Genomic DNA, 25061 nt, shown 5'->3' on the forward strand with positions numbered 1-25061 from the left:
TGGCGCGCCGCACGCCCGGCCGGTGCCTCACGCCCGCACGTGGCGGGCCATGTCCTGGTGCCAGATGCCAGCGTCCAGGAAGCGCTCGCCGGTGACGACGGTGTAGCCGAGGCGTGCGTAGAAGCCCATGACGGACTCCTGCGCGGCCAGGACGACGCGCACCGTGAGGTCCCTGGCGCCGCCGTCGGCGCCGCCGTCCGGCGCCCCGGCGGCGACGCCGTGGTCGGCGAGGGCGATCGCCTCGAGCGCGGTGACGAGGCGGGCGCCCACGCCGCTCCCGCGGGCGGCCGCGCGCACCGCGAGGCGTCCGAGGTGGACCTCGCCGGCGTGGTCCGGGTCGCTGAGGAGGCGCCCGGTCCCGACGACGGCGTCGCCGGAGCGCGCGAGGACGTGGGTGGTGCTCGGCGCCGTGTCGGCGTCGTCGACCTCCTCCTCGAGGGGCACCCCCTGCTCGCGGACGAAGACCTCGAACCGGACCTCCCAGGCCTCCTCGAGCTCGGCGCGGGACGTCACCCGCTCGACCACGACGGCGTCGTTCATCGCGTTCCTCCCGCGCGCATCCGCTCCAGTGCACCGGCCAGGTCGGCCGGGTAGTCGCTGCTCACCTCGACCGGCGACCCGGTGGCGGGGTGGGCGAAGCCGAGCCGGACGGCGTGGAGCCACTGCCGCCCGAGCCCGAGGCGGGCCGCCAAAGACGGGTCCGCGCCGTAGGTGACGTCGCCGACGCACGGGTGGCGCACCGCGGAGGTGTGGACGCGGATCTGGTGGGTGCGGCCCGTCTCGAGGTGGATCTCGAGGAGCGACGCGCCCTGCATCGCCTCGAGCGTGGCGTAGTGGGTGATCGACGGCTTGCCGTCGGCGGTGACGGCGAAGCGGTAGTCGTGGCGCGGGTCGCGCCCGACGGGGGCGTCGATCGTGCCGGTCGAGGGGTCCATGTGCCCGTGGACGAGCGCGTGGTAGACCTTCGAGACCGTCCGCTCCTTGAACGCCCGCTTGAGGACGGAGTAGGCGTGCTCGGACTTCGCCACGACCATGAGCCCGGACGTGCCGACGTCGAGCCGGTGGACGATCCCCTGGCGCTCGGCGGCGCCGGACGTGGCGATGCGGTACCCGGCGGCGAGGAGCCCGCCGACGACGGTGGGCCCGGTCCAGCCCGGGCTCGGGTGGGCCGCGACGCCGACCGGCTTGTCGACGACGACGAGGTCGTCGTCCTCGAGGACGATCGTCATGCCGTCGACGGCCTGCGGAGCGACGGGCGCGGGGGCGTCGGGCATGGTCACCTCGAGCCAGCCGCCGGCGACGAGCCGGTCCGACTTGCCGAGGACGACGCCGTCGAGCACGACGTGGCCCGCAGCCGCGAGCTCGGCGGCGCGCGTCCGGGAGAAACCGAGGAGCCGGGCGAGGGCGGCGTCGACGCGCTCGCCCGCGAGGCCGTCGGGGACGGGGAGCGAGCGGGTCTCAGACATCGCGCCGGGACCGTGCCGTGCCGTTCGCGCCCTCGGGTGCGGCGAGCGGGGTGGCGTCGGCGTCAGCCGCCGTCGAGCCGCCCGCCGTCGAGCCGCCCGCCACGGCGGCGTCGCCGCGCTCCGGAGCAGCGTCGCCCGGGACGGCCGGGCCGTCAGCCCCCGGTCCGTCCGCCACCGGCGCGTCCCCGCGCGCGGGCCGTCCGGTCACCCACGCCGCGACGTCGACGTCCGCGTCGGCAGCGGTGTCGTCGTCGGCCGGCTCCTCGGCGGGCGCCGCGGCGACGACCGGCTCGTCGCCGGCGCGGCTGCCGTCGATCTCGATGCCGCGGATGGCGAGGATGGCGATGAGGACCGCCGCGGCGACGATCGCGATGTCCGCGACGTTGCCGACGAACCAGCCGTTGTAGTTGATGAAGTCGACGACGTGCCCGCGGGCGAAGCCGGGGTCACGCAGCAGCCGGTCGTACAGGTTGCCGAGGCACCCGCCGAGGAGCATGCCGAGCGCGATCGCCCAGCCGAGCGACCCGAGCTTGCGCGCGGCCCGCAGGACGACGACGACGACGACGACGGCGACGACCGTGAAGATCCACGTCATCCCCGTCGCGAGGGAGAACGCGGCCCCGGGGTTGTAGATGAGCTGGAGGCCGAGCACGTCGCCGAGGAGCGGGATGACGACGCCCGGCGTGAGGTTGGCCTCCGCGACGTACTTCGTCACCTGGTCGACGACGGCGAGGCCGACGGCGAGCACGATGAGCAGGACGAGCAGGCCGGTGCGGCCCCGTCTGCGGCGAACTTCGGTGGTGGTCATCGCGCTGCCTCCCTGGCACGCGACGACGGCGGCGGCCCCCACGGGGACCGCCGCCGTCGTCAGCTGCTCACTTGCGGAACTGCGGGGCCTCGGAGTCGTTGCGTCCCGAGACGTTGCCGCGGCCTTCGACGTCGCTCAGCAGCGACTCGAGGTAGCTCTTGAGGCGAGTGCGGTAGTCGCGCTCGAAGACCCGGAGCTCGTCGATCTTGCGCTCGAGGAGCGAGCGCTCCTGCTCGAGCTGGGCGAGGGTGCGGTTGTGCTTGTCCTCGGCCTCGCGGACGATCTTCTCCGCCTTCGTGCGGGCCTCGACGAGGATGCGGTCGCCCTCCTCCTGGCCGTTGCGCACGTACTCGTCGTGCAGGCGCTGCGCGAGGGCGAGCATGCCCGTCGCGGACTCCCGCTGCGTGGGCTCCTCGGGTGCGTCGGCCGCCGCGGGCACGGGGGTCTCCTGACGCGGCGCGAAGGCTGCTGCGGGCTCCGGCTCCGGCTCGGCCTCCGCCTGGGGCTCCGGCTCGGGCTGGGCCTCCGGCTCGGCGGTCGTGGCCTCGGCGGCGCCGCCGCTCGTCAGCTCGGCGATCCGACGCTCGGCGGCGGCGAGCTTGGCCTTGAGCTCCTCGTTCTCGCCCGTCACCGCACTCAGCGTGTTGACGACCTCGTCCAGGAAGTCGTCTACCTCGTCCTGGTCGTAGCCCTCGCGGAACTTGGTGGGCTGGAACTTCTTGTTGAGGACGTCGTCTGCTGTGAGCAGCGCCATTGTCGTCACCTCGATGTCTTGTTCGGTCATGATCGTGGGAAAGCCGCCACTCACCGCACCACGGTAGCCCAATGTGGGCGCCGGACGTGCCGAGGCTCGCGCGCGGGGCTCACAGCCTGACCGCCAGCTGGGCCACGAACTGCATCGCGAGGCTGACAGCGAGGAAGAGGATGATGAACCCGAGGTCGAGCGCGATGCCGCCGAGCCGCAGCGGCGGGATGAGCCGGCGCAGCGCACGCAGCGGCGGGTCCGTCAGGGTGTAGACGACCTCCGCGAGGATGAGGACGATCCCACGGGGCCGCCAGTCCCGCGCGAAGACCTGCACCCAGCTGAGGACGAGGCGCGCGACGAGCACGAGCATGTAGAGCAGGAGGAGCAGGTAGAGGACGGAGAAGAGCGTTCCCACGTCAGCTCTGGTTGAACAGGCGCCCTCGCCCGCCCTCGCCCTCACCGCTGCCGGCCACCTCGACGGTGGCGGGCGAGAGGAGGAAGACGCGGTTCGTCACGCGCTCGATCGTGCCGTGGAGGCCGAACACGAGGCCGGCGGAGAAGTCGACCATGCGCTTGGCCTCGGTCTCGCTCATGCCGGTGAGGTTCATGATGACGGGCGTGCCGTCGCGGAACGCCTCGCCGATGACGCGGGCCTCGTTGTACGTCGTCGGGTGGACGGTGCTGATCCGGCGCAGGTCCGGCTCCGGCTCGGCGCGCACGACGCTCGCCCGGCTGATCGGGGTGACCTGAGCCGTGCGCTCGGTGTGCTGCTCGGGCTCGAGGACGGGCTCGTCGTACGCCTCGGCGCCGTCGAACTCGTCGATGTACTGCTGCTCACGCTCGTCCTCGGACAACCCGAGGTACGCCATCGTCTTGCGCAGCGCTCCGGCCATGGGGTGCTCCTCGTGCTTGGCTACCTGTGTGACGCGATCACGGGTCGTGTCCGCTCTACCCGTGACGCTAGACCAGCGAGGGCGCACGCCCCCGCACGTCCCTACGGCGTGTCGCCCGCGCGGACGACGCCGGCGCAGCGCCCGGTCACCCCGTCGCGGCGGAAGCTGTAGAAGCGCTCGTCCTCGCGGGTGCACGCGTCGTGGTGCTGCAGGCGCGTGACGCCGGCGCTGCGGAGCTGGGCGCGCACTCCGGCGGCGATGTCGAGGGACGGCGTCCCCCACGCCGTGCGGGTCGCCGTGCCGGGGACGAGCGCGTCGACCTCGTCCCGCAGGCCCGCGGGCACCTCGTAGCAGCGCCCGCAGATGCTCGGGCCGATGCTCGCGTACAGGTCGGCGGCCGGGGCGCCGCGCGCGGCGAGGGCGTCGAGCGCCGCCGCCACGGCGCCGCGCACGAGCCCCCCGCGCCCGACGTGGACGGCGGCGGCGACGCGGCCGTCGCGCCCGGCGAGGAGGAGGGGGACGCAGTCGGCGACCATGACGGCCACGGCGAGCGGGTCGGCCGAGGCCCGCGCGTCGGCGACGACGACGTCGGCCGTGCCCAGCGACGTCCGCCCGGCGCCCATGACGCGGTCGACTACGCGCACGCCCGCCCCGTGCCGCTGGCTCACCCAGGCGACGCGCGCACCGAGCGCCCGGCCGAGGATGTCCCGGTTGGCCATGACGCGGTCGGGGTCGTCGTCGGTGTGGAAGGCGAGGTTGAGCCCGCCGGAACCGTCCGCCGCGGCCCAGGGCGGGGCGGAGACGCCACCGGCGCGCGTGGTGAGCCCACCACATCAGCTGTGGGGGACCTACCCTTCGTACGTCTCTCCCCCCCCCCCCCCCCCCCGGGGCCGAGCTCAGCGACGAGGAGCTCGAGGGTCATGCCCGACTACCGCAGGAAGTCGGGGATGTCGAGGTCCTCCTCGCGGCGGGCCCGGACGGGCTCCTCGTCGAAGACCCGCGGCACCTCGAACGAGCGCGTCCGCGCCGGCTCCCCGTCCTCCCCGAGGAAGGCCGGGACCTGCGCACCGTTGCCCCCGGCGTGCTGGGGCTGCTCGTGCACCGGCTCCGGGGACGGGGCCACGGCAGGGGCCTGCGCAGGCGCCTGCGCCGGGCTCGCCGTGACGGGCGCCGCGGCGGGCTGCGCCGCGGGCGCCGGGGGGAGCGCACCCGCACGGGTGGACGAGGAGACCTGGCCCACCCCCCGGGCGCCGGACGGCTGGACGTTGTTGTTCCCGTCGAAGCCGGCCGCGATGACCGTGACCCGGACCTCGTCGCCGAGGGCGTCGTCGATGACCGCACCGAAGATGATGTTCGCCTCCGGGTGCGCGGCCTCCTGGACGAGCCGGGCCGCCTCGTGGATCTCGAAGAGACCGAGGTCGGACCCGCCCTGGATCGACAGGAGCACGCCGTGCGCCCCGTCGATGCTCGCCTCGAGGAGCGGCGAGGAGATCGCCAGCTCGGACGCCTGGACGGCCCGGTCCTCCCCGCGGGAGGAGCCGATGCCCATGAGCGCGCTGCCCGCCCCCTGCATGACCGACTTGACGTCGGCGAAGTCGAGGTTGATGAGGCCCGGCGTCGTGATGAGGTCCGTGATGCCCTGGACGCCGGAGAGGAGCACCTGGTCCGCCGAGCGGAACGCGTCGAGCACCGAGACGCCGCGGTCGCTGATGGACAGCAGCCGGTCGTTCGGGATGACGATGAGCGTGTCGACCTCGGCGCGCAGCGCGTCGATGCCGGACTCCGCCTGCGTCGAGCGCCGGCGACCCTCGAACGTGAACGGCCGCGTGACGACGCCGATGGTCAGCGCGCCCAGCGAGCGGGCGATCCGCGCGACGACGGGTGCGCCGCCGGTGCCGGTGCCGCCGCCCTCGCCCGCGGTGACGAAGACCATGTCCGCGCCGCGCAGGACCTCTTCGATCTCCTCGGCGTGGTCCTCCGCCGCCTTCTTGCCGACCTCCGGGTCTGCCCCGGCCCCCAGCCCACGCGTGAGCTCACGGCCGACGTCGAGCTTGACGTCGGCGTCGCTCATGAGCAGTGCCTGGGCGTCGGTGTTGACGGCGATGAACTCGACGCCCTTGAGCCCGACCTCGATCATCCGGTTGACGGCGTTCACGCCGCCGCCACCGATACCCACCACCTTGATGACCGCCAGGTAGTTCTGCGGTGCCGCCACGTCGGCCCCTCTCGCTCGTTCGCGTTGCCAAACCCTCAACCTGTACCTGAGGGTGAGACTTATGTCATTTTCTGGCACCGGAGACGCTAGGTGCGCACCTGCCTCCCGGCAACGACATCGCGGGGTGTGTCGCGCGCGTGTCCCCCGCCACACCCGCGGTCGCCACGGCCCCGCTCAGGAGACGGTCGTCGGGGAGCGCGGGACCGTGAGGTCGTAGACGCGCGCGGGCTGCCCGCGCAGCACCTCGAGCACCGCCGCCTTGAGCTCCGTCTCGTCCGCGCTCCCCCACCGGACCTCCGCACCGTCCGCGAGGACGAGGGTGACCGAGCGGGGCGTCGGGGCGCCGGCGGTCGCGACCTCGGCGAGCTGCTCCGGGGACAGGCCCGCGAGCACGGTGAGGACCGCCGCGAGCGAGGCGGCCGTGTCCGGGGAGTCGAGGGGGACGGTGACGAGCGGGAGCCCCGCGGGGGCGTCCGCGGCCGCACCGATGCTCACGCCGTCGCGGTCGAGGAGCGTGAAGCCGTCCGGGCTCGCCGCGGCTGCCACCGGCTCCCGCGGCTCGACGACGACCTCGAGCCCGCGCGGCCACGCCCGCGTCACCTCGGCGGTGCGGACGGTCGTGAGGTCCTCGAGGCCCGCGCGCACCCCGGTGACGTCGACGCGCGGGAGCGGGACCCCCACCTGCGGCTCGACGACGGCGAGCACGTCCTCGGCCGCCACGGTCGTGCCCGTGCCCGCGACGCTCACCTGCTCCGGGTCGAGGGCGAGGAGGGGAGAGACGAGGAGCGCCCAGCCGATCGCGGCGAGGGCGGCGACGACGGCGAGCGTGAGGAGCAGGCGGCGCAGGACCAGCCGGCGCCGTGCGGACTCGCGCTCGGCCTGGCGCTCGGCGAGCCCCGTCGCGACGGCGGGGCGGGTGAGCGTCGCGAGCGCGACGGCGCTCCCCGGCGCGTCGTCGGCACCGGTGCTCGGCATGTCGACGGCGGCGCGCCCGCGGGCGGACCGTGCGGCGGTCCACGCGGGCTGCGCCGGCCGCATCGGGGCGTGCTCGCCGGGCTCGTCGTGGCCGGGCTCGGCCTGGGCGGGCTCGGCCGGGCGACCGCCGTCGCGGGCGGCGAGGGCCGGCGGCGGGGCGTCCCGCGCGGGGCGGCGGGGCTGCGGGGGCGGCCTCATGGCGTCTGCGCGTCCTGGGCGACCTCGGCGAGGACGACCGGGCCGAGCTCGGTGACGTCACCGGCACCGATCGTCAGGACGAGGTCCCCAGGGCGGGCCCGGCGGGCGACGGCGCGGGCCGCGTCGAACCGGTCCCCGACGACGCGGGCGTCCGGGTGGTCGGCCATGGCGTCGGTGATGAGGGAGCTGTCCACACCGGGCACCGGGTCCTCGCGCGCGGCGTAGACGTCGGTGACGACGACGACGTCGGCGGCGGAGAGCGCCTGGGCGAACTCCGCGGCGAAGGTGCGGGTGCGCGAGTACAGGTGCGGCTGGAAGAGGGCGAGGACGCGCCCCTGCCCGGCGGCGAGCCGGGCGGTGCGCAGGGTCGCGCTGACCTCGGTGGGATGGTGGGCGTAGTCGTCGACGACGCGCACCCCGCCGGCCTCGCCCCGCGCCTCGAAGCGCCGCCCCGTGCCGGTGAAGCGTCCCAGCGCCCGGGCCATCGCGGCCGGCTCCGCGCCGAGCGCGACGCCCGCGCACCACGCGCCGGCCGCGTTACGGAGGTTGTGCAGGCCGCCGACGGCGAGCTCGAGGGTGACCGTCCCGGTCCCGCTCACGAGCTCGGCGCGGGCGGAGGACCCGTCCGACGTCGCCCCGACGAGGCGCACGTGCTCGCGCCCCGGCGACGGCGCGGGCCCGGTCCCGTACGTGACGGTCCGCACGGCGCCCGCGGTGTCCTCGACGAGGGCGAGGGCACCGGCGTCGTCGGCGCACGCGACGAGGGTGCCGCCCGGCACGATCCGGGCGACGAAGTCGCGGAAGGCCTGCTCGAAGGCCCCGCGCGAGCCGTAGTGGTCGAGGTGGTCCGGCTCGATGTTCGTCACGAGCGCGAGCGCCGGGGAGTACGCGAGGAAGGAGCCGTCGGACTCGTCCGCCTCGGCGACGAAGGCGCGGCCCGTGCCGAGGTGGGCGCCCGCGCCGAGGGCGAGGACCTTCCCGCCGATGGCGTAGCTCGGGTCGAGCCCGAGGTCGGTGAGGGCGACGGCGAGCATGGCCGACGTCGTCGTCTTCCCGTGGGCGCCGGCGACGGCGACGAAGTCCTGGCCGTCGGCGACGAGCGCGAGGGCCTCGCTGCGGTGGAGGACGTCGAGGCCTCGCTCCCGCGCGGCGACGAGCTCGGGGTTGTCGGGGCGCACGGCGGTCGAGACGACGACGCGAGCGCCGTCGGGGACGTGCGCGGCGTCGTGGCCGGCGCGGGCGTCCACCCCGAGGGTCCGTAGCCGCTCGAGCGCGACGCTCTCGCGCGCGTCGGAGCCGGAGACCTGCCAGCCACGGGCGGCGAGGAGCTCGGCGACGGGCGCCATGCCGGCGCCGCCGATGCCGATGAGGTGCGCGCGGCCCGGAGCCCGGGCCCCGGCCGGCGCGCCCGTCCCGCTCGCCGCGCTCATGCCGCGCCCCGTCCCGCCGCGGCGAGGACGAGGTCACCGAGGCGGGCCGCGCCGTCGCGCACGCCCGCGGCGGCGGCCGCCTCGCCCATGGCGGTGAGGCGGGCCCGGTCCGCGAGGAGGGGCACGACGTGGGAGCGCACGAGCGCCGCGGTGAGGTCGGCGTCCTCGACGAGGAGGCCGCCGCCCGCGTCGACGACGCCGGTGGCGTTGAGCCGCTGCTCGCCGTTGCCGATGGGCAGCGGGACGTACACCGCCGCGATGCCGAGCGCCGCGAGCTCGCTCACGGTGCCGGCGCCCGAGCGGGCGAGGACGAGGTCGGCGCACGCGTAGGCGTGCTCCATCGCGTCGAGGTAGGGGCGCACGTGGTAGTGCTCCCCCGCGCCCGCCGCGGCGACGGCGTCGGCCACGGCGGCGTCCTTCCCGGCCCCCGTGAGGTGGAGCACCTGGACGCCGGCGCCGACGAGGTCGCCGGCGCACGCGCTCGCCGCCTCGTTGACCCGCTGCGCGCCGAGCGACCCGCCGGTGACGAGCAGCGTCGTGCGGGCCGGGTCGAGCCCGAGGGCGGCGGCACCGGCGCGGCGGCGCGCGGCCGCGAGCTCGGGCGTGGCGCGCTCGGCGAGGAGGGCGGCGATCCCGGCGCGCAGGGGCATGCCGGTGAGCTGGCCACCGGGCAGCGGGGTGCCCGGGAACGTCACGGCCACGGCACGCGCCCAGCGAGCACCGAGGCGGTTGGCGAGCCCGGGGCGCGCGTTCTGCTCGTGGACGACGACGGGCACGCCCGCGGCGCGGGCGGCGAGGTAGGCGGGGGTCGAGACGTAGCCGCCGAACCCGACGACGACCTCGGCCCCGGACTCGGTGATCGCTGCCCGCGCGGCGCGCACGGCCGCCGTCAGGCGGGTGGGCAGGCGCAGGAGGTCCGGCGAGGGGCGGCGCGGGAGCGGGACGCGCGGGACGATCCGCAGCGGCAGGCCGGCGGCGGGGACGAGCCGCGCCTCGAGCCCGGCCTCGGTGCCGAGCACGGTGATGGTCGCACCGCCCGGCCGGGCGGCGAGGTCGGTGGCGGTGGCGAGGAGCGGGTTGACGTGCCCGGCGGAGCCTCCGCCGGCGAGGAGCACCCGCAGGGGCGCCGGCTCAGCCACGCCGTCCCCCCTGTCCGACGACGGCGAGGGAGCGCCGGACCGTCCCGCGGCGGGCGCGCAGGGCGTCGCCGGCGCCGGGCTCGGAGCGGGCGAACGCGAGGACGACACCCATGGCGAGCAGCGTCGCGATGAGCGCCGAGCCACCTGCGGAGACGAGCGGGAGCGGCACGCCGATGACGGGCAGGAGGCCGATGACGACGCCGATGTTGATGACGGCCTGCGTGAGGATCCACGTGGCGATCCCTCCGGTCGCGATCTTGACGAACGGGTCGGGGTGGCGCCGGATGATCCGGTGGAGCCCGACGGCGAGCGCCGCGAAGAGGCCGAGGACGAGGAGGGTGCCGAGCAGGCCGAGCTCCTCCCCGAGGATGGCGAAGATGAAGTCGTTGTGCGCCTCGGGCAGGTAGGACCACTTCTCGCGGGAGGCGCCGAGGCCGACGCCGGAGATGCCGCCCGTGCCGAGGCCGTAGAGGCCGTGGAGGGTCTGGTAGCAGGCGACCGTCTCGTCGCAGTCGCCGCCGAAGACGGCCATGATCCGCTGCATGCGGTTGGCCGAGGCGACGACGAGGAACGCGACGCCGCCCGCGGCGACGGCGCCGGCGGCGGCGAACCAGCGCATCGGCACGCCGGCGACGAACATCGCCCCCGCGACGACCGCGGCGACGACGAGCGCCGTGCCGAGGTCCTTGCCGCCGAGGACGAGGCCGATCGCGGCGACGGCGACGACGAGCCCGGGGACGAGGACGTGCTGCCACTGGCCCAGCAGTCGCCCCTTGCGGGCGAGGACGAGCCCGAGCCAGAGCGCGAGGGCGAGCTTGAGGAACTCCGAGGGCTGGATCGACTGGCCGACGCCCGGGATCCAGATCCAGTTCGTGTTGCCCTTCTCCCCGCGGGCGAGCGGCGTGAAGATGAGCGCCTGGAGTCCGAGCCCGAGGGCGAGGCCCGGCCACGCGAGCCTGCGGTACCAGCTGACGGGGACCCGGCTCGCGACGAGCATGATCGGCACCCCGATGAGCGCGAACTTCGCCTGGTCGAGGAAGTAGCCGTACGGGTTGCCGTCGTTCTCGCGGATCGAGGTGATCGAGGACGCGGAGAGGACCATGACGACGCCGATGGCGAGGAGGAGGAGCGTGGCCCCGCCGACGAGGTAGTAGCTGAGCGCCGCGGGGTCGCGGCGTGGGGCCGCCGTCGTGCCCGTGCGCGTGCCCTGGTCCAGCGTCGTCATGAGACCCCCAACTCGCGCACCGCGCGCGCGAACGCCGCCCCCCGCTCGCCGTAGCCGGCGAACTGGTCCATCGATGCGCACGCCGGGGCGAGCAGCACCGTGTCCCCCGGGCGGGCGAGACGGGCGGCGTGGGCCACGGCGCGTGACATCACGTCCCCAGTCTCACCAGCGTCGACCTCGACGAGCGGGACCTCGCCCGCGTGTCGTGCCAGCGCGTCGCGCAACGGCTCCCGGTCGAGGCCGATGAGGACGACGGCGTGGAGCCGGTCACGGACGGAGGCGACGAGCTCGTCGAAGCGGGCGCCCTTGGCGAGCCCGCCCGCGATCCAGACGACGCGCCCGGTCTCCTGCGCGGCGAGGCTCGCCGCGGCGGCGTGGGCGTTCGTGGCCTTGGAGTCGTCGACCCAGCTGACGCCGCCGCGGGTGGCGACGAGCTCGATCCGGTGGGCACCGGCGGTGTAGGCGCGCAGCCCGTCGCGCACGTGGGCCGGGCTCAGCCCGTGGGCGCGCGCGAGCGCCGCCGCGGCGAGCGCGTCGGCCGCGACGTGGGCGGGCACGGGGGACCCGGCGGGGGCGAGGTGGGCGAGGTCGGTGAGGTCGCCGAGGGCCTCGGCGTGGGTCTGGCGGCGCGGGCCGAACGCCCGGTCGCACAGGACACCCTCGACGACGCCGAGCTCGCCGACGCCCGGCACCTCGAGGGTCGTGCCGATCGCCCGCGCGCCCTCGGCCACGTCGGCGTCCTCGACCATGCGCCGGGTCTGGGGGTCGGCGACGTTGTAGACGCACGCCCGGCGCGTGCGGGCGTAGACGCGGGCCTTGTCCGCGACGTACGCCTCGTACGAGCCGTGCCAGTCGATGTGGTCGGGGGCGACGTTGAGGCACGCGCTCGCCTCGGGCGCGACGGTGTGCGTGAGGTGGAGCTGGAAGCTCGACAGCTCGACGGCGAGGACGTCCGCGGCGCCCTCGGCGACGGCGCGCACGATCGGCGTGCCGACGTTGCCGACCGCGGGTGCCCGCTCCCCCGCCGCCGTGAGCATGGAGGCGAGCATGCCGACCGTCGTCGTCTTGCCGTTCGTGCCGGTGAGGGTCAGCCACGGGGTGGTGGCGCCCGCGGCGACCTGGAGGCGCCACGCCAGCTCGACCTCGCTCCACAGCTCGAGGCCCGCCGCGGTGGCGGCGCGCAGGAGCGGGGACGTCGCGGGGACGCCGGGTGAGACGACGACGACGTCCGGCTCGGCCGCGAGGACGTCCCGCGCGAGGCCCTCGGGCCCGCCGCTCGCGCGCAGCTCGACCCCGGCCGGGACCTCGCCGCTCGCGCGCGCGGCCTCGACGGCGGCCTCGGCGGCGTCGATCCCGACCGGGCGGGCGCCCGTCGTCGCGAGGACGTCGAGCGCGGCCCGGCCCGACGTCCCGAGGCCGACGACGACGACGCGGGCGCCCGCGAGCTCCTCAGCCACCGGCCGCCACCCACTCGGCGTAGAAGATGCCGAGGCCCACGGCCACGCACAGCCCGGCGATGAGCCAGAAGCGGATGACGATCGTCACCTCTCCCCAGCCCTTGAGCTCGAAGTGGTGGTGGAGCGGCGCCATCCGGAACACCCGTCTCCCCGTCATCTTGAAGAACCCGATCTGGATGACGTCGGACATGACGATGAGGACGAAGAGGCCGCCGATGATCGCCGTGAGGACCTCGGTTCGGGTGAGGATCGAGAAGCCGGCGAGCGCCCCGCCGAGGGCGAGGGAGCCCGTGTCGCCCATGAAGATCTGCGCCGGGGAGGCGTTCCACCACAGGAAGCCGAAGCAGGCGCCGACGAGGGCGGCGGCGATGAGCGAGAGGTCGCGCGGGTCGCGCACCTCGTAGCACGCGGCCGTCGGGTCGACGAGGTACTGGCAGTTCTGGTTCGACTGCCACATCGCGATGACGGTGTAGGCCGCGAAGACCATGGCCGAGGCACCTGTCGCGAGGCCGTCGAGGCCGTCGGTGAGGTTGACGGCGTTCGACCACGCCGTGATGAGGAAGTTCGACCAGATGACGAAGAGGACGACGCCGGCGATGACGCCGGCGAAGGCGAGGTCGAGCCCGGTGTCCCGGACGAACGAGATGCGCGTCGAGGCGGGCGTGCGGTAGTTCTCGTTGGGGAACTGCAGGACGAGCACGGAGAACGCGATGCCCACCCCGGCCTGGCCGATGATCTTCCACCGGGCGCGCAGCCCGAGGGACCGTTGCCGGCTGATCTTGATGTAGTCGTCGAGGAACCCGATGACCCCGAGCCCGACCATGAGGAAGAGCAGGAGGAGGCCCGAGGCGTTCGGCAGCCGCCCGGCGGAGATGTTGGCGACGGCGTAGCCGAGCAGCGTGGCGACGATGATGACGACACCGCCCATCGTCGGGGTCCCGCGCTTGGTGTAGTGCGCCGTCGGCCCGTCCTGGCGGATGAACTGCCCGTAGTTGCGCTTGACGAGGAAGCGGATGAACAGCGGGGTGCCGAGGAGGGAGAGGAGCAGGGCGACCGCGCCGGAGATGAGGACGGTGATCACGGGGTCGTCGCCTCCCCCGCGCCGGGGAGGAGCCGGTCGGCCAGGCGCCACAGCCCCGACCCGTTGGAGCCCTTGAGCAGGACGACGTCACCCGCGCGCAGGTCGGCACCGAGGAGCGCCTCGGCCTCGGCGACGTCCGCCACGACGGCGACCTCCGGGGCGGGCCCCTCGCCGCGCCCGGCCGCGGCCGCACCCACCCGCACGTCCTCGCCGTGGGCGCCGACGGCGATGAGCCGGTCGGTCCCCAGACGCGCCGCGAGGGCGCCGACGGCGGCGTGGTCGGCGGCGGCCGAGTCACCGAGCTCGAGCATGTCGCCGAGGACGGCGACGCGACGCCCGGCCGGCATCGCGGCGAGCGTGCGCAGGGCGGCGGCCATCGAGTCCGGGTTCGCGTTGTAGGAGTCGTCGATGACCCGCACGCCGTCGGCGCGCTCGGTCACGGCCATGCGGTGCGCGCTGACGGCGCCGGCATGGGCGAGCGCGGCGGCCACCGCACCGGCGTCGAGGCCGAGCGCGAGGCACGCGGCCGCGGAGGCGAGCGCGTTGTGGACCTGGTGCTCGCCGACGAGGCGCAGGTGCACCCGGTGGGAGGACCGGACGCCCGCGGCGTCGGTCTCGAGGTCGAACGAGGCGCGCCCGTCGGGGTCGCAGGCGACGCCGGTGGCGCGGACCTGGGCGCCCTCGCCGCGCCCGAAGGTGAGGACGTGCCCCGGGGCGCCGGCAGCCATGGCGGCCACGCGCGCGTCGTCGGCGTTGAGCACGGCGACGCCGTCGGGACGGAGCCCTGCGACGATCTCCGCCTTGGCGCGGGCGACACCCTCGATCGAGCCGAAGCCGCCCATGTGGGCGTGCCCGACGACGAGGACGACGGCGACGTCGAGCGGCGCGATGCGCGTGAGGTAGTCGATGTGCCCGGGGCCGCTCGCCCCCATCTCGAGGACGAGGAAGCGCGTCTCGGCGGTTGCCGTGAGGACGGTGAGCGGCAGGCCGATCTCGTTGTTGAACGACTCGCGCGGGGCGACCGTGGGCCCGGCGGCGCCGAGCACCTGGCCGAGGAGGTCCTTCGTCGTCGTCTTGCCCACCGAGCCGGTGAGCCCGACGACGCGCAGCGTCCCGGCGGCGTGGAGCCGTTCGAGGACGACGCGCGCGAGCTCGCCGAGGGCGACGACGGAGTCGGCGACACGGACGTGCGGGACGTCGAGCGCGCGCTCGGCGATCGTGAGGACGGCCCCGGCGGCGTGGGCGGCCCCGGCGTGCGCGTGCCCGTCGGTGCGCTCCCCGGCGACGGCGACGAAGAGCGAGCCCTCCTGGGCGAGGCGCGAGTCCGTGACGACGGTGCCGTCGACGAGGAGGTCCCGGGGGGCACCGACGAGATCGCCGCCGACGGCGGCGGCGACGTCCGCCGCCCGCAGGGCGATCACAGCGCACCCCAGCGGCGCTCGAGCGCGTCCCGCAGCACGGGCACGTCGTTGTAGGGGTGGAACACCCCGGCGATCTCCTGGTGCGGCTCGTGGCCCTTGCCCGTGATGATGATCGTGTCCTCCTCGCGCGCGAGCCCGACGGCGCGCTCGATCGCTGCGGCGCGGGTCTGCGCCTCCTCCACGTCGGGCATCGCGTCGCCACGGACCTCTCGCACGCCGTCGAGGACGGCGCGCCGAACAGTCGCCGGGTCCTCCGAGCGCGGGTTCTCGTCGGTGATGACGAGCACGTCGGCGAGCCGCGCGCCGACGGCCCCGAGCATGGGCCGCTTGCCCTGGTCGCGGTCGCCGTCGGACCCGAACACGGCGATGAGCCGACCGGGGGTGATGGGGCGCACGGCCCGCAGCGCGAGGTCGAGCGCCTCCGGCGTGTGCGCGAAGTCGACGATGGCGAGCGGGCGCCCGCCGCCGCGCTGCCCCACCCGCTGCATGCGGCCCGGGATCTCGTGCGCGCCGGCGACCGCCTCGACCGCCACCTCGAGCGGGACGCCGGAGCGCACGCCCATGACGATCGCGAGGGCGGCGTTCTGGACGTTGACCCGCCCGGGCAGCGGGCACGAGGCGAGGGCCTCCTCCCCGTCCGGCCCGCGCAGGGTGAACGTCGAGGCGACGCCGTCGAGGCCGATGTGGGCGTCGTGGACGGTCCAGTCCGCCTCGGCGTCGCCGTCGTAGGCGCGCACGCGGTCGACGGGCAGCGGCGTGCTCACCGCGAGCCGCGCACCCCACTCGTCGTCGACGCAGACGACGGCGTGGCGGGCGTGCTCGGGGGTGAAGAGGACCGCTTTGTCCGCGAGGTAGGCCTCCATCGTGCCGTGGAAGTCGAGGTGGTCGCGCTGGAGGTTGGTGAACCCCGCGACGTCGGCGACGATCCCGTCGACCCGGTGGAGGGCGAGGGCGTGGGAGGAGGCCTCGAGGCTGGCGGCCGCCACGCCCTCCTCGACGGCGAGGGCGAGCAGCCGGTGGAGCACCGGCGCCTCGACGGTCGTGCGCGGGCTCGGGACGGTCCGAGTCCCCACCCGGAGCTCGACGGTGCCGAGCACGGCGCTCGTGCCCTCGTGGTGGCGCGCGATGGCGTCGAGGAAGTACGACGTCGTCGTCTTGCCGTTCGTCCCCGTCACCATGCGCACGCGCATGCGCTCGGCGGGGTGGCCGTAGACCTCGGCGCTCAGCGGACCGGCGAGCGCGCGGGGGTCCGTGGTGAGGAGCACCGGGACGCCGCGCTCGGCGCAGGTCGCGGCGCACGTGGCGGCGCCGTCGGCGTCCGTGACGACGGCGACGGCCCCGGCGGCGAGGGCCTGGGACGCGTAGGCCGCGCCGTGCGCGCGGGCGCCGGGCACGGCGATGAAGATCTCACCGGGGGCGGTGTCGGAGCTCGCCACGCTCGCCCCGATGACGCGGACTCCCGCGGGGTCGGCGCCACCGGCGGCCGGGGTGAGGTGGAAGCGGCGGGCGAGATCGCCCAGGTCGGTGGGCTCGATCCGGGCCGGCCGCAGGTCGTCGTCAGTCACGTCTCGACAACCTATCGGCCCGGCACTCATTCCGCCCGCAGCGGGTAGAGCTCGGGCTCGGTACCCGACGGCGGGACGCCGAGGTGGCGCAGCGCGAACGCGGCCACGTCCTTGAAGACCGGCGCCGCGATGATCGAGGAGGGCCGCTGGTTGCTCGGGTGGTAGAGGACCACTCCGACGGCGATGCGCGGGGCGTCCGCGGGCGCGACGCCGATGAAGTTGACGACCGTCTGGTTGAGGTTGCCGTTGGCGTCCGGCACCTGGGCGGTGCCCGTCTTGCCCGCGGCGCGGTACCCGTCGACGGCGCCGAGGATGCCGGTGCCCTCGCGCGCGACGACGCCCTCCATCATCGTGAGCATCTCGGCCGCCGTCTCGGGGCTGACGACCTGCGTGCCCTCCTCGGCGGTGCTCGGGACGAACTGGCCCTCGGCGTCGGTGAAGCCGTCGACGAGCCGCGGGGTGAGGCGGACCCCCGCGTTGCCGATCGTCGCCGCGACGGCCGTGTTCTGGATGAGGTTGACCGCCATGCCCTGGCCGAACATCGTCGTGTAGCGCTGGCGCCCGTCCCAGCTCTCCGGCGGGGCGAGGATGCCGGCCGTCTCCCCCGGCAGGCCGATCCCCGTCGCCTGGCCGAAGCCGAACGCACGGAGGTAGTCGTACCGCTCCTCGTCGCTCATGAGGTCGCCGATCTGCACCGTGCCGGTGTTCGAGGACGTCGCGAGGATGCCCGCGACCGTCATGTCCTCGGTCGCGTGCGGGTCCGCGTCGGAGAAGGTCTGGCCCGACGGCGTCGTGAACCGGTCCGGGGTGGTGAAGACCGTCGTCGGCTCGACGACCCCGGTCTCGAGCGCGCTCGCGAAGGTCGGGACCTTCCCCGTCGAGCCGGGCTCGTAGGCGGCCTGCACGGCGCGTGAGCCGCGCGCCTCCGGTGCGGTGGCCTGGTAGTTGTTCGGGTCGACGGCGCCGGAGTCGGCGAGGGCGATGATCCGCCCGGTCGCGATCTCCTGGACGACGACGGCACCCCAGGCGGCGCCGTACGTCGCCGTGGACTCGTCGATGACCTGCTGGGCCCGGAATTGGATGTCGCGGTCGATCGTCGTGTGGATCGTCTGCCCGGCCTGGCTCGGCGTCATCGAGCGCTGGCCGGCGGGGATGCGCTGACCGTGCAGGCCGATCTCGACGACGCTGCTGCCCTCGACGCCCTCGAGCTCGTCCTCGAACGCGAGCTCGAGCCCCGCGAGACCCTCACCGTCCCGCCCGACGAAGCCGACGACGTTCCCCGCGGTGTTGCCGTTGGGGTAGATCCGCTCGGTCGTCGCCTCGGGCTCGATCCCCGGGATCCCGAGCGCCCTGACCTCCCGCCACTGGTCCGGCGTGAGGCCCTTCGCGAGGTAGACGAACGTGGAGTCGCCCACCATCTGCGCGCCCAGCTCAGCGGCGTCGCGGCCGAGGAGCGGGGCGAGGAGCGCTGCGGCGGCCACGGCCCCGGTCTTCTGCTCGCCGTCGACCTCGGTGGTGAAGTCGCGGATCATCCGCTGGTTGACGCCGACGTTGTACCGCTGGACCGAGGTGGCGAGGATCTCGCCGTTCGCGTCGAGGATGTCACCGCGCGGGGCCTGCAGGGTCGAGTACGACAGCCGCTTGTCGAGCGCCTCCTCGGCCAGCTGGGGCCCCTCGACCGCCTGGACGTAGACGAGCCGCCCGCCGAACACCATCATGATCGCGAGGACGGCGACGAGGACGAGGTTCTGGCGGCGGGCGAGGCCCGCACCGGCGGTCACTCGGCGGCCCCGGCCGGGACCGGGTCACCGAGGACGGAGCCGTCGGCGAGGCGGATGAACCCGATCGAGTCGGCGGGCACCATGCCGAGCTCCTCGGCGGAGCGCTGCAGCGTGGCCGGCGAGCCCGCCACCTCCACCTGCTGGCGCAGCGACGCCTCCGTCTCGACGAGGCGGTTGAGCTCGCGCTGGGAGTCGTGGAGCTCGTAGGCGCCGACGGCCATCTGGGTGTTGAGCAGCAGGGCGCCCACGAGCGAGCCGAGGAGGATCGCCGCGCACAGGAGGAAGTACGGCATGAGCGAGCGCGCCGGGGCGGGGTTGCGCACGACGCGCAGCCTCGGCTGCCACGTGCGCCACGTCTCGGTGCTCGCTGTGCGGGCCGGCATCGCACTCATGCGGCTCTCCTTCGACGGTTGGTCGTGGCCTTGAGGTGGTCAGGGGTGGGGCGAAGCCGCTCGGCGGCGCGCAGGCGGACGGACGTCGCCCGCGGGTTGCGCTCCCGCTCGTCGGCGTCGGCCTCCTCGGCGCCCCGGGTGAGGAGGCGCAGGTAGGGCCGGTGCGAGGGAGGTTCGACGGGCATGTCCGGCGGGGCGGAGGACGTCGCCCCCCGCGCGAGGACGGTCTTGACGGCCCGGTCCTCGAGCGAGTGGTAGGCGAGGACGACGAGCCGCCCGCCCACGGCGAGCGCCTCGACCGCCCGCGGGAGCGCCGTCTCGAGGGCGCCGAGCTCGTCGTTGACGGCGATCCGCAGGGCCTGGAACGTCCGCTTGGCGGGGTGCCCGCCAGTCCGGCGGGTGGCGGCGGGGATGGCGTCGCGGACGAGCTCGGCGAGCTCGCCGGTGCGCAGGAGGGGCGCCTCGGCGCGGCGCCGGACGATGGCGGCCGCGACCCGGCCCGCGAAGCGCTCCTCGCCGTAGACGTGGAGGATGCGCCGCAGCTCGGACTCAGGGGCGGCGGCGAGGAGGTCGGCGGCGGACTCCCCCGTCGTCGGGTCCATCCGCATGTCGAGGGGCGCGTCCTGGGAGTAGGCGAAGCCGCGCTCCGTCTCGTCGAGCTGGAGCGAGGAGACGCCGAGGTCCATGAGGACCCCCTGGACCACCCCGCCGGCGTGGGCGGCGACGACGTCGTCGATGGCGTCGTACACGGCGTGGACGGGCGTGAACCGCGGGCCGAACGGCGCGAGCCGGGCCGAGGCGAGCGTCAGGGCCTGCGGGTCGCGGTCGATGCCGATGACCCGCGCCGCGGGGAACCGTGCCAGCACGAGCTCGGAGTGCCCGCCCATCCCGAGGGTGGCGTCGACGAGCACCGCCCCCGGCTCGGTGAGCGCGGGGGCGAGCAGCTCGAGGCAGCGCTCGGCGAGCACAGGGACGTGGCGCTCGTGCGTGGGACGGGACTCGCTCATGTGCTCACCCCTTTCGAAGGTGGTCGGGGGCCCTCCACCGCCCGACCAGGACTCTCTCCGCCTGCTCTGGCGCCGGGGAAGTGCGTCAGAGTCGCGGTGAGAGACCTCGCCGTGCGGGGTCGGGACCGGGTGTCCGTTACGGGTGGTGCGTGGTGCAGTGGGTGGTGCGGGTGCTGGTCAGAAGAGGCCCGGGACCACCTCCTCCGCCGTGTCGGCGAACGCCGCCTCGGACTCGGCCAGGTAGCTCTCCCAGGCGGGCGCCGCCCAGATCTCGACGCGCGAGCCGGCGCCGATGACCGCCAGGTCCTTCTCGAGCCCGGCGTACTGGCGCAGGGTCGTCGGGATCGTGATGCGGCCCTGCTTGTCGGGTACCTCGTCCGCGGCGCCGGAGAGGAAGACACGCAGGTAGTCGCGCGCCTGCCTGCTGGTCACCGGCGCCTGGCGGAGCTGGTCGTGCATGTGCTCGAACTCCGCGACGGGAAAGACGTAGAGGCACCGCTCCTGCCCGCGCGTGAGCACGAGCCCGGAGGCGAGCTGGTCGCGAAACTTCGCCGGCAGGATGAGCCGGCCCTTGTCGTCCAGGCGCGGCGCGTGGGTGCCGAGGAACACGGGCACACCCCCTTCGCCGACCACTCCGCCACCAGTGCGCACCACATTACTCCACTTTGCTCCCCCGGCAAGGCCCGGGGAGTCGGATGTCGGGTGGGATGCGGACGAAAGCGCAGGTCACGGCCCGTGGTGCGGAGTGGAGGACAAGTCGGCGCACCTGCGTCCGCGGCGCGGCGCGCGCGGCGCACCGCGCGCCTGGACGGCCCGGACTTCCGCGCCCCCGCGCGCCCCGGCGCAGGCCGGTACGGGCCAGGACGGCGACGAGGGCCGGGCGTGGAGCGATGTGGAGGGGGCCGCGGGAACGACGGCGCGCGGCGGGGAGCGTCGTGGAGGACCGCTCACGGCGGGGCGCGTCGTGGAGGAGCGGCGCGGCGCACGGGTGACACGGGAGCTCGCCGTGCATCGGCGCGGGAGGACCGCCCGCGCCCGGAGCGCACCAGGCGGTGGCGCCCGCGCGGCGGTGGAGGGAGGCCGGCGGCGGCGGGAGCGCGGCCCGGGAGGGAAGGAGAGGGAGCGGTCATGCCCGGGTCGGCGGGCACGCCAGCCCGTCAGCGCGGACCGGTCAGTCGCGCGGCGTCACCACCGGCCGTGCGCGACGGCGATCGCTCAGCGCTCGCCCTGCTCCCGGCGGCGGTCCCACCGCTCCTCCATGCGCTGCACGAACGAGCGCGAGGACGCGGGCCGGCGGGGGGCGGCGGGGCCGCCGCGGCGCGGCGCCGGGCCGGGAGCCGCCGGGGCCCCTCGGGGCTTGCTGATGGCGAGCATGACGCCGCCGAGCATCGCGACGAAGCCGAGCACACCGAGCCACACGTAGCTGAGGGCGACGCCGCCCACGAGCATCCCCAGGCCGGCGAGGACCGCCAGGGCACCCAGCGCGAGGCGGCGGACGGAAACCTTCGTCTGCGTCGAGAGCGAGCTCGCCAGGCGCGGGTCGTCGGAGCGCAGCTGCTGCTCCATCTGATGGAGCACTCGCTGCTCGTACTCAGAGAGTGGCATCGGACCCTCGCTTCGCCGTCGCGGCCCCGACCGGGGCTGTGTGCCAAGGATAGGTCGCAGGAGGCCCCTGGGAAAGCCGGAGGCACTCAGCGCTCTGCGCCGCCCTCCCTGGCGGTCGACGCGGAGGGTCGCAGGAGCGTCGCGGGACCGAGCGCACCGGCGCCGAACCGGGCCCGGACGCCGTCCATCGCGGCCTCCGCCTCCCGCCGCGCGGGCTCGTCCCCGAGGCGCCCCTGGACGCCCGTGCTCCCGGCGGCGGCGAGGTTCTCCGCGCGCACACCGATGAGCCGCACCCCGCTCCGTGGCACCTCGACGCGGGCGAACAGCTCGCTCGCAGCGGCGTAGATGTCGTGCGCGACGTCGGTGGCCTCGACGGCGCGCGAGCGCGTGAGCGTCGTGAAGTCGGCGAGGCGCACCTTGACGACGACGGTCCGGGTGAGCATGCCGTCGGCCCGCAGGCGGGCCGCGCACCGGTGGGCCTGGTCGAGGAGGACGGCGGTGAGGGTGCCCGTGTCCGTGAGGTCGGTCTCGAAGGTCGTCTCGGTGCCGACGGACTTCTCCACCCGTCCCGGCTCGACCCGCCGGGGGTCGATCCCGCGCGCCAGGTCGTGCAGGCGCTGGCCGGCGGCCACCCCGAGGACGCGGTGGAGCTCGCGCGGGTGCCGCGCGGCGAGCTCGGCGACCGTGTCGATCCCGTGGCGGTGGAGGGTCTCGCGGGTGCGCTCACCCACGCCCCACAGTGCCCCGACGGGCAGGGAGTGGAGGAAGGGGACGGTCGCCTCGCGCGGGACGAGGAGGAGGCCGTCCGGCTTCGCGTGGCCGGAGGCGAGCTTGGCGACGAACTTCGTCGCCCCGATCCCGACCGAGGCCGGGACCCCCGTCTCACGGTGGATGCGCTCACGCACGAGCTCGGCGATCCGGGTCGGGCTGCCGAGCCGGCGGGCCGCGCCGGCGACGTCGAGGAAGGCCTCGTCGATGCTCACCTTCTCGAGCAGCGGCGTGACGTCGGCGAGGATGTCCATGACCTGCGCGGAGACGCGGACGTAGCTCGCGTGGTCCGGGCCGATGACCGTCGCGCGGGGGCACAGCGCGCGCGCCCGCGACATGGGCATGGCCGCGTGGACGCCGAACGCACGCGCCTCGTACGTCGCGGAGAGGACGACTCCCCGGTGCGCGCCCCCGACGATGACCGGGCTCCCCCGCAGCTCGGGCCGGCTCAGGAGCTCGACCGCCGCGAAGAAGGCGTCCATGTCGACGTGCAGCACCGTGGCGCCGGTGTCGTCGCTGCCCCAGTCGCGCCGCGCCGTCGCGCTGCGTGGTCCTCTGCTCATCCTGTGCCCAGGGTAGCCGCGGCGACGGGCTACCCTGAGCCCCATGCCGGACCGTCGACCGCGCCGGGCCCCGGCCAAGCCGGCAGCCGCCGTCAGGGAGCTCCCTGCCGGCCCGGTGCGCACGAGCACCGGCATGGCCGAGCTCATCCGTGACCCCGACCGCCCGAGCGCCGTCACGCTCTACCTCGACGACGCCGAGAGCTCCCACGTCGACCTCCTCGACCCGACGTACCTCGAGTTCGAGTACATGCAGCAGATGCTCGCCGTCCTCGACGTCCTGCGGCCCGGTCCGCTGCGCGCCGTCCACCTCGGCGGCGCCGCGTGCACCTTCGCCCGGGCGCTCGACGCCCTTCGTCCCGGGTCCTCCCAGCTCGTCGTCGAGATCGACGCCGAGCTGGCGCGGCTGGCGCGGGAGTGGTTCGACCTGCCGCGCGCCCCGCGGCTGCGGATCCGTGTCGGTGACGCGCGCGCCGCGCTCGGCACGCTCGCGCCGGGGGCGTGGGACGTCCTCGTCCGTGACGCCTTCAACGGGCCCGCCGTGCCGGCCCACCTGCGCACGCTCGAGGCGGCGCGTGAGGCACGGGCGGCGCTCGTCCCGGGCGGTCTCTACCTCGTCAACCTCACGGACCGTCCGCCGCTGCGCGGTGCGCGGGAGGAGGTCGCCACCCTCCGGGCGGTCTTCGAGCACGTCGCCCTCGTCGCGGACCCGGCGATCCTGCGGGGACGCCGGTTCGGCAACGTCGTCCTCGCGTGCTCGTCCGCTCCCCTGCCCGGGCCCGACCTCGCGCGGGTCCTGCGCCGCCTCGCCCTGCCGGTGCGGCTCGTCGACGGCGAGCGGCTCGACGACTTCGTCGGCACGACCCCCCCGCTGGTGGACCCGGCCCGCCCCCACGACGACGAAGGGCCCGCACCGAGCGGTGCGGACCCGTCGTCAGCGGTGCGGCTCAGAGCGGACGGACGCTCTCGGCCTGCGGACCCTTCGGGCCCTGGGTGATCTCGAACTCCACCCGCTGGGCCTCCTCGAGGCTCCGGTAGCCGTCGGACTGGATGGACGAGTAGTGCACGAAGACGTCGGCACCGCCGCCGTCCTGGGCGATGAACCCGTAGCCCTTCTCAGCGTTGAACCACTTGACGCTTCCCTCTGCCATGGTGCTGTGTCCTTCCGGGGACGTCGTGGGACCGGCCCTGTGCCGGTCCCCCTGCGCCGCAAATGCTTCGTCCCACGTCTTGCTAGGCCCGGCCGCGGCCGGGGTCACACGTAAGCGATTCGCAACTGCAACGCGGGAAAGCATGGCATGAGCCCCGTCGCATTTCTAGCGTTCCGGCTCGGCCCGGCTGAGCCCCGCGAGGGCGGGGCTACGCGTCGTCGTCCGCGGCGGCGTCGTCGCCGGGGTTGTCCGACTGGTCGGCGAGGAACGCCTCCAGCTCGGCCCCGATCTCCTCCGCCGTCGGGAGCTCGACGGGCTGCGCGAGGAGGGTCGCCCGGCGCTCGTCACCGGCCCCGTCCATGAAGGCGTCGAACTGCTGCTCGAGCGCGTGGACGACCGCCCCGACCTCCGGGGACTCGGCCACCTGGCGCTCGATCTGCGCCGCCGTCTCGCTCGCGGCGACCTCGAGCTCGCCGAGCGGCAGCGCGAGGGAGCCGCTGCGCGCGACCTGGCGGACGAGCTCGGCCGCCGCCTGGGGGAAGTCGCTCTGGGCGAGGTAGTGCGGGACGTTGGCGGCGAAGCCGAGGGCGTCGTGCCCCGCCTGCCCGAGGCGCAGCTCGAGGAGGCCCGCGGCGCTGCCCGGGACCTGGAGCGTGCCCATGATGCCCGGCACGGCCGGGATGAGCGTGGCGTCGGTGGCGTGGGCGGTCACGGTCGTCGGGCGCGTGTGCGGGACGCCCATGGGGATGCCGTGCACGCCGATGGTCCGCTCGACGCCGAAGCGCTCGACGATCTCGATGACGGCGTCGACGAAGCCCTCCCAGCGCAGGTCGGGCTCAGGGCCGTGGAGGAGGAGGAGCGGCGCACCCTCGTCGTCGTGGAGGAGGTCGACGGCGATCGTCGGCTCGGCGTAGTCCGTCCAGTGCCAGTCCTCGAACGTCATGACGGGACGGCGGGCCCGGTAGTCGATGAGCTCGTCGCTGCTGAAGGTGGCCACCCGCCGCGCGCCGAGCGCCGTCTGCAGGTGCCGGGCGAACAGCGCCCCGGCCCGGCCGGCGTCCATGGCCCCGTGCAGCGCGTGGACGAGGACCGGCACCTCGGGCAGGTCCTGCGCCGCGGGTCCCAGCGTGTACAGCTCGCGCATGTGCGCCTCCTCGTGTCCTCAAGCCTTCACCAGGT

General features: G+C 75.2%; 24 protein-coding genes and 1 pseudogene. 1 reads left to right on the forward strand and 24 read right to left on the reverse strand.

Features of this window, described 5'->3' with window-relative positions:
• Window positions 1-27: 27 nt before the first annotated feature.
• The 22 genes and pseudogenes from V2J63_RS14050 to dinB form a co-directional block, all read right to left on the reverse strand.
• Window positions 28-540, reverse strand: coding sequence for a GNAT family N-acetyltransferase (locus V2J63_RS14050; RefSeq protein ID WP_331231613.1), 513 nt, complete (start codon window positions 538-540; stop codon window positions 28-30).
• The gene (locus V2J63_RS14055) at window positions 537-1466 is read right to left on the reverse strand and encodes an RluA family pseudouridine synthase (RefSeq protein WP_331231614.1); all 930 of its coding nucleotides are present in this window, start codon (window positions 1464-1466) and stop codon (window positions 537-539) included. Before V2J63_RS14055 ends, V2J63_RS14050 begins: the two co-directional genes overlap by 4 nt.
• The gene (locus V2J63_RS14060; protein ID WP_331231615.1) at window positions 1459-2274 is read right to left on the reverse strand and encodes a signal peptidase II; all 816 of its coding nucleotides are present in this window, start codon (window positions 2272-2274) and stop codon (window positions 1459-1461) included. Before V2J63_RS14060 ends, V2J63_RS14055 begins: the two co-directional genes overlap by 8 nt.
• Before the next feature lie 67 nt (window positions 2275-2341).
• Window positions 2342-3028: a DivIVA domain-containing protein gene (locus V2J63_RS14065; protein ID WP_331231667.1), complete on the reverse strand. Its 687-nt coding sequence runs from the start codon at window positions 3026-3028 to the stop codon at window positions 2342-2344.
• A 109-nt stretch (window positions 3029-3137) separates the two neighbouring features.
• Entirely contained in the window at window positions 3138-3434 is a 297-nt protein-coding gene (locus tag V2J63_RS14070) for a YggT family protein (RefSeq protein WP_331231616.1), read from the reverse strand.
• 1 nt (window position 3435) lies between these two features.
• Window positions 3436-3912 (reverse strand): cell division protein SepF, encoded by a 477-nt coding sequence (locus tag V2J63_RS14075; protein ID WP_331231617.1) that lies wholly within the window; start codon window positions 3910-3912, stop codon window positions 3436-3438.
• A 101-nt stretch (window positions 3913-4013) separates the two neighbouring features.
• A pseudogene (locus V2J63_RS14080) lies at window positions 4014-4679 on the reverse strand (purine nucleoside phosphorylase YfiH/LACC1 family protein); the annotation flags it as partial.
• A gap of 161 nt (window positions 4680-4840) precedes the next feature.
• Window positions 4841-6127 carry a cell division protein FtsZ gene (ftsZ, locus tag V2J63_RS14085; RefSeq protein WP_331231618.1) on the reverse strand — a complete coding sequence of 429 codons (1287 nt, stop codon included), beginning with the start codon at window positions 6125-6127 and terminating at the stop codon, window positions 4841-4843.
• A 174-nt stretch (window positions 6128-6301) separates the two neighbouring features.
• Entirely contained in the window at window positions 6302-7300 is a 999-nt protein-coding gene (locus V2J63_RS14090) for a cell division protein FtsQ/DivIB (protein ID WP_331231619.1), read from the reverse strand.
• The gene (murC, locus tag V2J63_RS14095; protein WP_331231620.1) at window positions 7297-8730 is read right to left on the reverse strand and encodes a UDP-N-acetylmuramate--L-alanine ligase; all 1434 of its coding nucleotides are present in this window, start codon (window positions 8728-8730) and stop codon (window positions 7297-7299) included. The genes V2J63_RS14090 and murC overlap by 4 nt, the downstream gene beginning before the upstream one ends.
• Window positions 8727-9869, reverse strand: a complete 1143-nt coding sequence (murG, locus tag V2J63_RS14100) for an undecaprenyldiphospho-muramoylpentapeptide beta-N-acetylglucosaminyltransferase (protein ID WP_331231621.1) — start codon at window positions 9867-9869, stop codon at window positions 8727-8729. The genes murC and murG overlap by 4 nt, the downstream gene beginning before the upstream one ends.
• Window positions 9862-11094: a putative lipid II flippase FtsW gene (gene ftsW, locus V2J63_RS14105; protein ID WP_331231622.1), complete on the reverse strand. Its 1233-nt coding sequence runs from the start codon at window positions 11092-11094 to the stop codon at window positions 9862-9864. The genes murG and ftsW overlap by 8 nt, the downstream gene beginning before the upstream one ends.
• Window positions 11091-12551 (reverse strand): UDP-N-acetylmuramoyl-L-alanine--D-glutamate ligase, encoded by a 1461-nt coding sequence (gene murD, locus V2J63_RS14110; RefSeq protein WP_331231623.1) that lies wholly within the window; start codon window positions 12549-12551, stop codon window positions 11091-11093. Before murD ends, ftsW begins: the two co-directional genes overlap by 4 nt.
• Window positions 12544-13632 (reverse strand): phospho-N-acetylmuramoyl-pentapeptide-transferase, encoded by a 1089-nt coding sequence (mraY, locus tag V2J63_RS14115; RefSeq protein WP_331231624.1) that lies wholly within the window; start codon window positions 13630-13632, stop codon window positions 12544-12546. The genes murD and mraY overlap by 8 nt, the downstream gene beginning before the upstream one ends.
• Window positions 13629-15053 carry a UDP-N-acetylmuramoyl-tripeptide--D-alanyl-D-alanine ligase gene (locus V2J63_RS14120; RefSeq protein ID WP_331231625.1) on the reverse strand — a complete coding sequence of 475 codons (1425 nt, stop codon included), beginning with the start codon at window positions 15051-15053 and terminating at the stop codon, window positions 13629-13631. Before V2J63_RS14120 ends, mraY begins: the two co-directional genes overlap by 4 nt.
• Entirely contained in the window at window positions 15050-16618 is a 1569-nt protein-coding gene (locus tag V2J63_RS14125; RefSeq protein ID WP_331231626.1) for a UDP-N-acetylmuramoyl-L-alanyl-D-glutamate--2,6-diaminopimelate ligase, read from the reverse strand. Before V2J63_RS14125 ends, V2J63_RS14120 begins: the two co-directional genes overlap by 4 nt.
• A 26-nt stretch (window positions 16619-16644) precedes the next feature.
• Complete coding sequence (locus tag V2J63_RS14130) at window positions 16645-18399, reverse strand: peptidoglycan D,D-transpeptidase FtsI family protein (protein ID WP_331231627.1); 1755 nt, start codon at window positions 18397-18399, stop codon at window positions 16645-16647.
• The gene (gene ftsL, locus V2J63_RS14135) at window positions 18396-18791 is read right to left on the reverse strand and encodes a cell division protein FtsL (protein WP_331231628.1); all 396 of its coding nucleotides are present in this window, start codon (window positions 18789-18791) and stop codon (window positions 18396-18398) included. The genes V2J63_RS14130 and ftsL overlap by 4 nt, the downstream gene beginning before the upstream one ends.
• A complete protein-coding gene (gene rsmH / locus V2J63_RS14140) occupies window positions 18788-19798 on the reverse strand; it encodes a 16S rRNA (cytosine(1402)-N(4))-methyltransferase RsmH (protein WP_331231629.1) in 1011 nt (336 codons plus the stop codon). The genes ftsL and rsmH overlap by 4 nt, the downstream gene beginning before the upstream one ends.
• Before the next feature lie 177 nt (window positions 19799-19975).
• Entirely contained in the window at window positions 19976-20407 is a 432-nt protein-coding gene (gene mraZ / locus V2J63_RS14145) for a division/cell wall cluster transcriptional repressor MraZ (RefSeq protein ID WP_331231630.1), read from the reverse strand.
• 606 nt (window positions 20408-21013) lie between these two features.
• Complete coding sequence (locus V2J63_RS14150) at window positions 21014-21403, reverse strand: SCO2097 family morphological protein (RefSeq protein ID WP_331231631.1); 390 nt, start codon at window positions 21401-21403, stop codon at window positions 21014-21016.
• A gap of 86 nt (window positions 21404-21489) precedes the next feature.
• Window positions 21490-22734 (reverse strand): DNA polymerase IV, encoded by a 1245-nt coding sequence (gene dinB / locus V2J63_RS14155; protein ID WP_331231632.1) that lies wholly within the window; start codon window positions 22732-22734, stop codon window positions 21490-21492.
• Window positions 22735-22777: 43 nt separating this feature from the next.
• Here dinB and V2J63_RS14160 point away from each other — a divergent pair, with 43 nt between their 5' ends.
• A complete protein-coding gene (locus V2J63_RS14160) occupies window positions 22778-23728 on the forward strand; it encodes a spermidine synthase (protein WP_331231633.1) in 951 nt (316 codons plus the stop codon).
• On the opposite strand, the gene V2J63_RS14165 is transcribed toward V2J63_RS14160, so the two are convergent.
• Entirely contained in the window at window positions 23679-23882 is a 204-nt protein-coding gene (locus V2J63_RS14165; protein ID WP_331231634.1) for a cold-shock protein, read from the reverse strand. The genes V2J63_RS14160 and V2J63_RS14165 overlap by 50 nt on opposite strands.
• A gap of 208 nt (window positions 23883-24090) precedes the next feature.
• Window positions 24091-25026: a proteasome assembly chaperone family protein gene (locus V2J63_RS14170; RefSeq protein WP_331231635.1), complete on the reverse strand. Its 936-nt coding sequence runs from the start codon at window positions 25024-25026 to the stop codon at window positions 24091-24093.
• Between the last annotated feature and the right edge of the window lie 35 nt (window positions 25027-25061).

The sequence above is a fragment of the Georgenia wangjunii genome (genome assembly GCF_036421975.1).
Taxonomy (GTDB): domain Bacteria; phylum Actinomycetota; class Actinomycetes; order Actinomycetales; family Actinomycetaceae; genus Georgenia_A; species Georgenia_A wangjunii.

Coding starts and splice junctions, on each gene's coding strand:
- ftsL (WP_331231628.1), bottom strand. CDS start 18,791: ATGAGTGCGATGCCGGCCCGCACAGCGAGCACCGAGACGTGGCGCACG.
- V2J63_RS14165 (WP_331231634.1), bottom strand. CDS start 23,882: ATGGCAGAGGGAAGCGTCAAGTGGTTCAACGCTGAGAAGGGCTACGGG.
- V2J63_RS14065 (WP_331231667.1), bottom strand. CDS start 3,028: ATGGCGCTGCTCACAGCAGACGACGTCCTCAACAAGAAGTTCCAGCCC.
- V2J63_RS14075 (WP_331231617.1), bottom strand. CDS start 3,912: ATGGCCGGAGCGCTGCGCAAGACGATGGCGTACCTCGGGTTGTCCGAG.
- V2J63_RS14055 (WP_331231614.1), bottom strand. CDS start 1,466: ATGTCTGAGACCCGCTCGCTCCCCGTCCCCGACGGCCTCGCGGGCGAG.
- V2J63_RS14090 (WP_331231619.1), bottom strand. CDS start 7,300: ATGAGGCCGCCCCCGCAGCCCCGCCGCCCCGCGCGGGACGCCCCGCCG.
- V2J63_RS14060 (WP_331231615.1), bottom strand. CDS start 2,274: ATGACCACCACCGAAGTTCGCCGCAGACGGGGCCGCACCGGCCTGCTC.
- V2J63_RS14170 (WP_331231635.1), bottom strand. CDS start 25,026: ATGCGCGAGCTGTACACGCTGGGACCCGCGGCGCAGGACCTGCCCGAG.
- V2J63_RS14150 (WP_331231631.1), bottom strand. CDS start 21,403: ATGCCACTCTCTGAGTACGAGCAGCGAGTGCTCCATCAGATGGAGCAG.
- rsmH (WP_331231629.1), bottom strand. CDS start 19,798: ATGAGCGAGTCCCGTCCCACGCACGAGCGCCACGTCCCTGTGCTCGCC.
- ftsW (WP_331231622.1), bottom strand. CDS start 11,094: ATGACGACGCTGGACCAGGGCACGCGCACGGGCACGACGGCGGCCCCA.
- dinB (WP_331231632.1), bottom strand. CDS start 22,734: ATGAGCAGAGGACCACGCAGCGCGACGGCGCGGCGCGACTGGGGCAGC.
- V2J63_RS14160 (WP_331231633.1), top strand. CDS start 22,778: ATGCCGGACCGTCGACCGCGCCGGGCCCCGGCCAAGCCGGCAGCCGCC.
- V2J63_RS14050 (WP_331231613.1), bottom strand. CDS start 540: ATGAACGACGCCGTCGTGGTCGAGCGGGTGACGTCCCGCGCCGAGCTC.
- murC (WP_331231620.1), bottom strand. CDS start 8,730: ATGAGCGCGGCGAGCGGGACGGGCGCGCCGGCCGGGGCCCGGGCTCCG.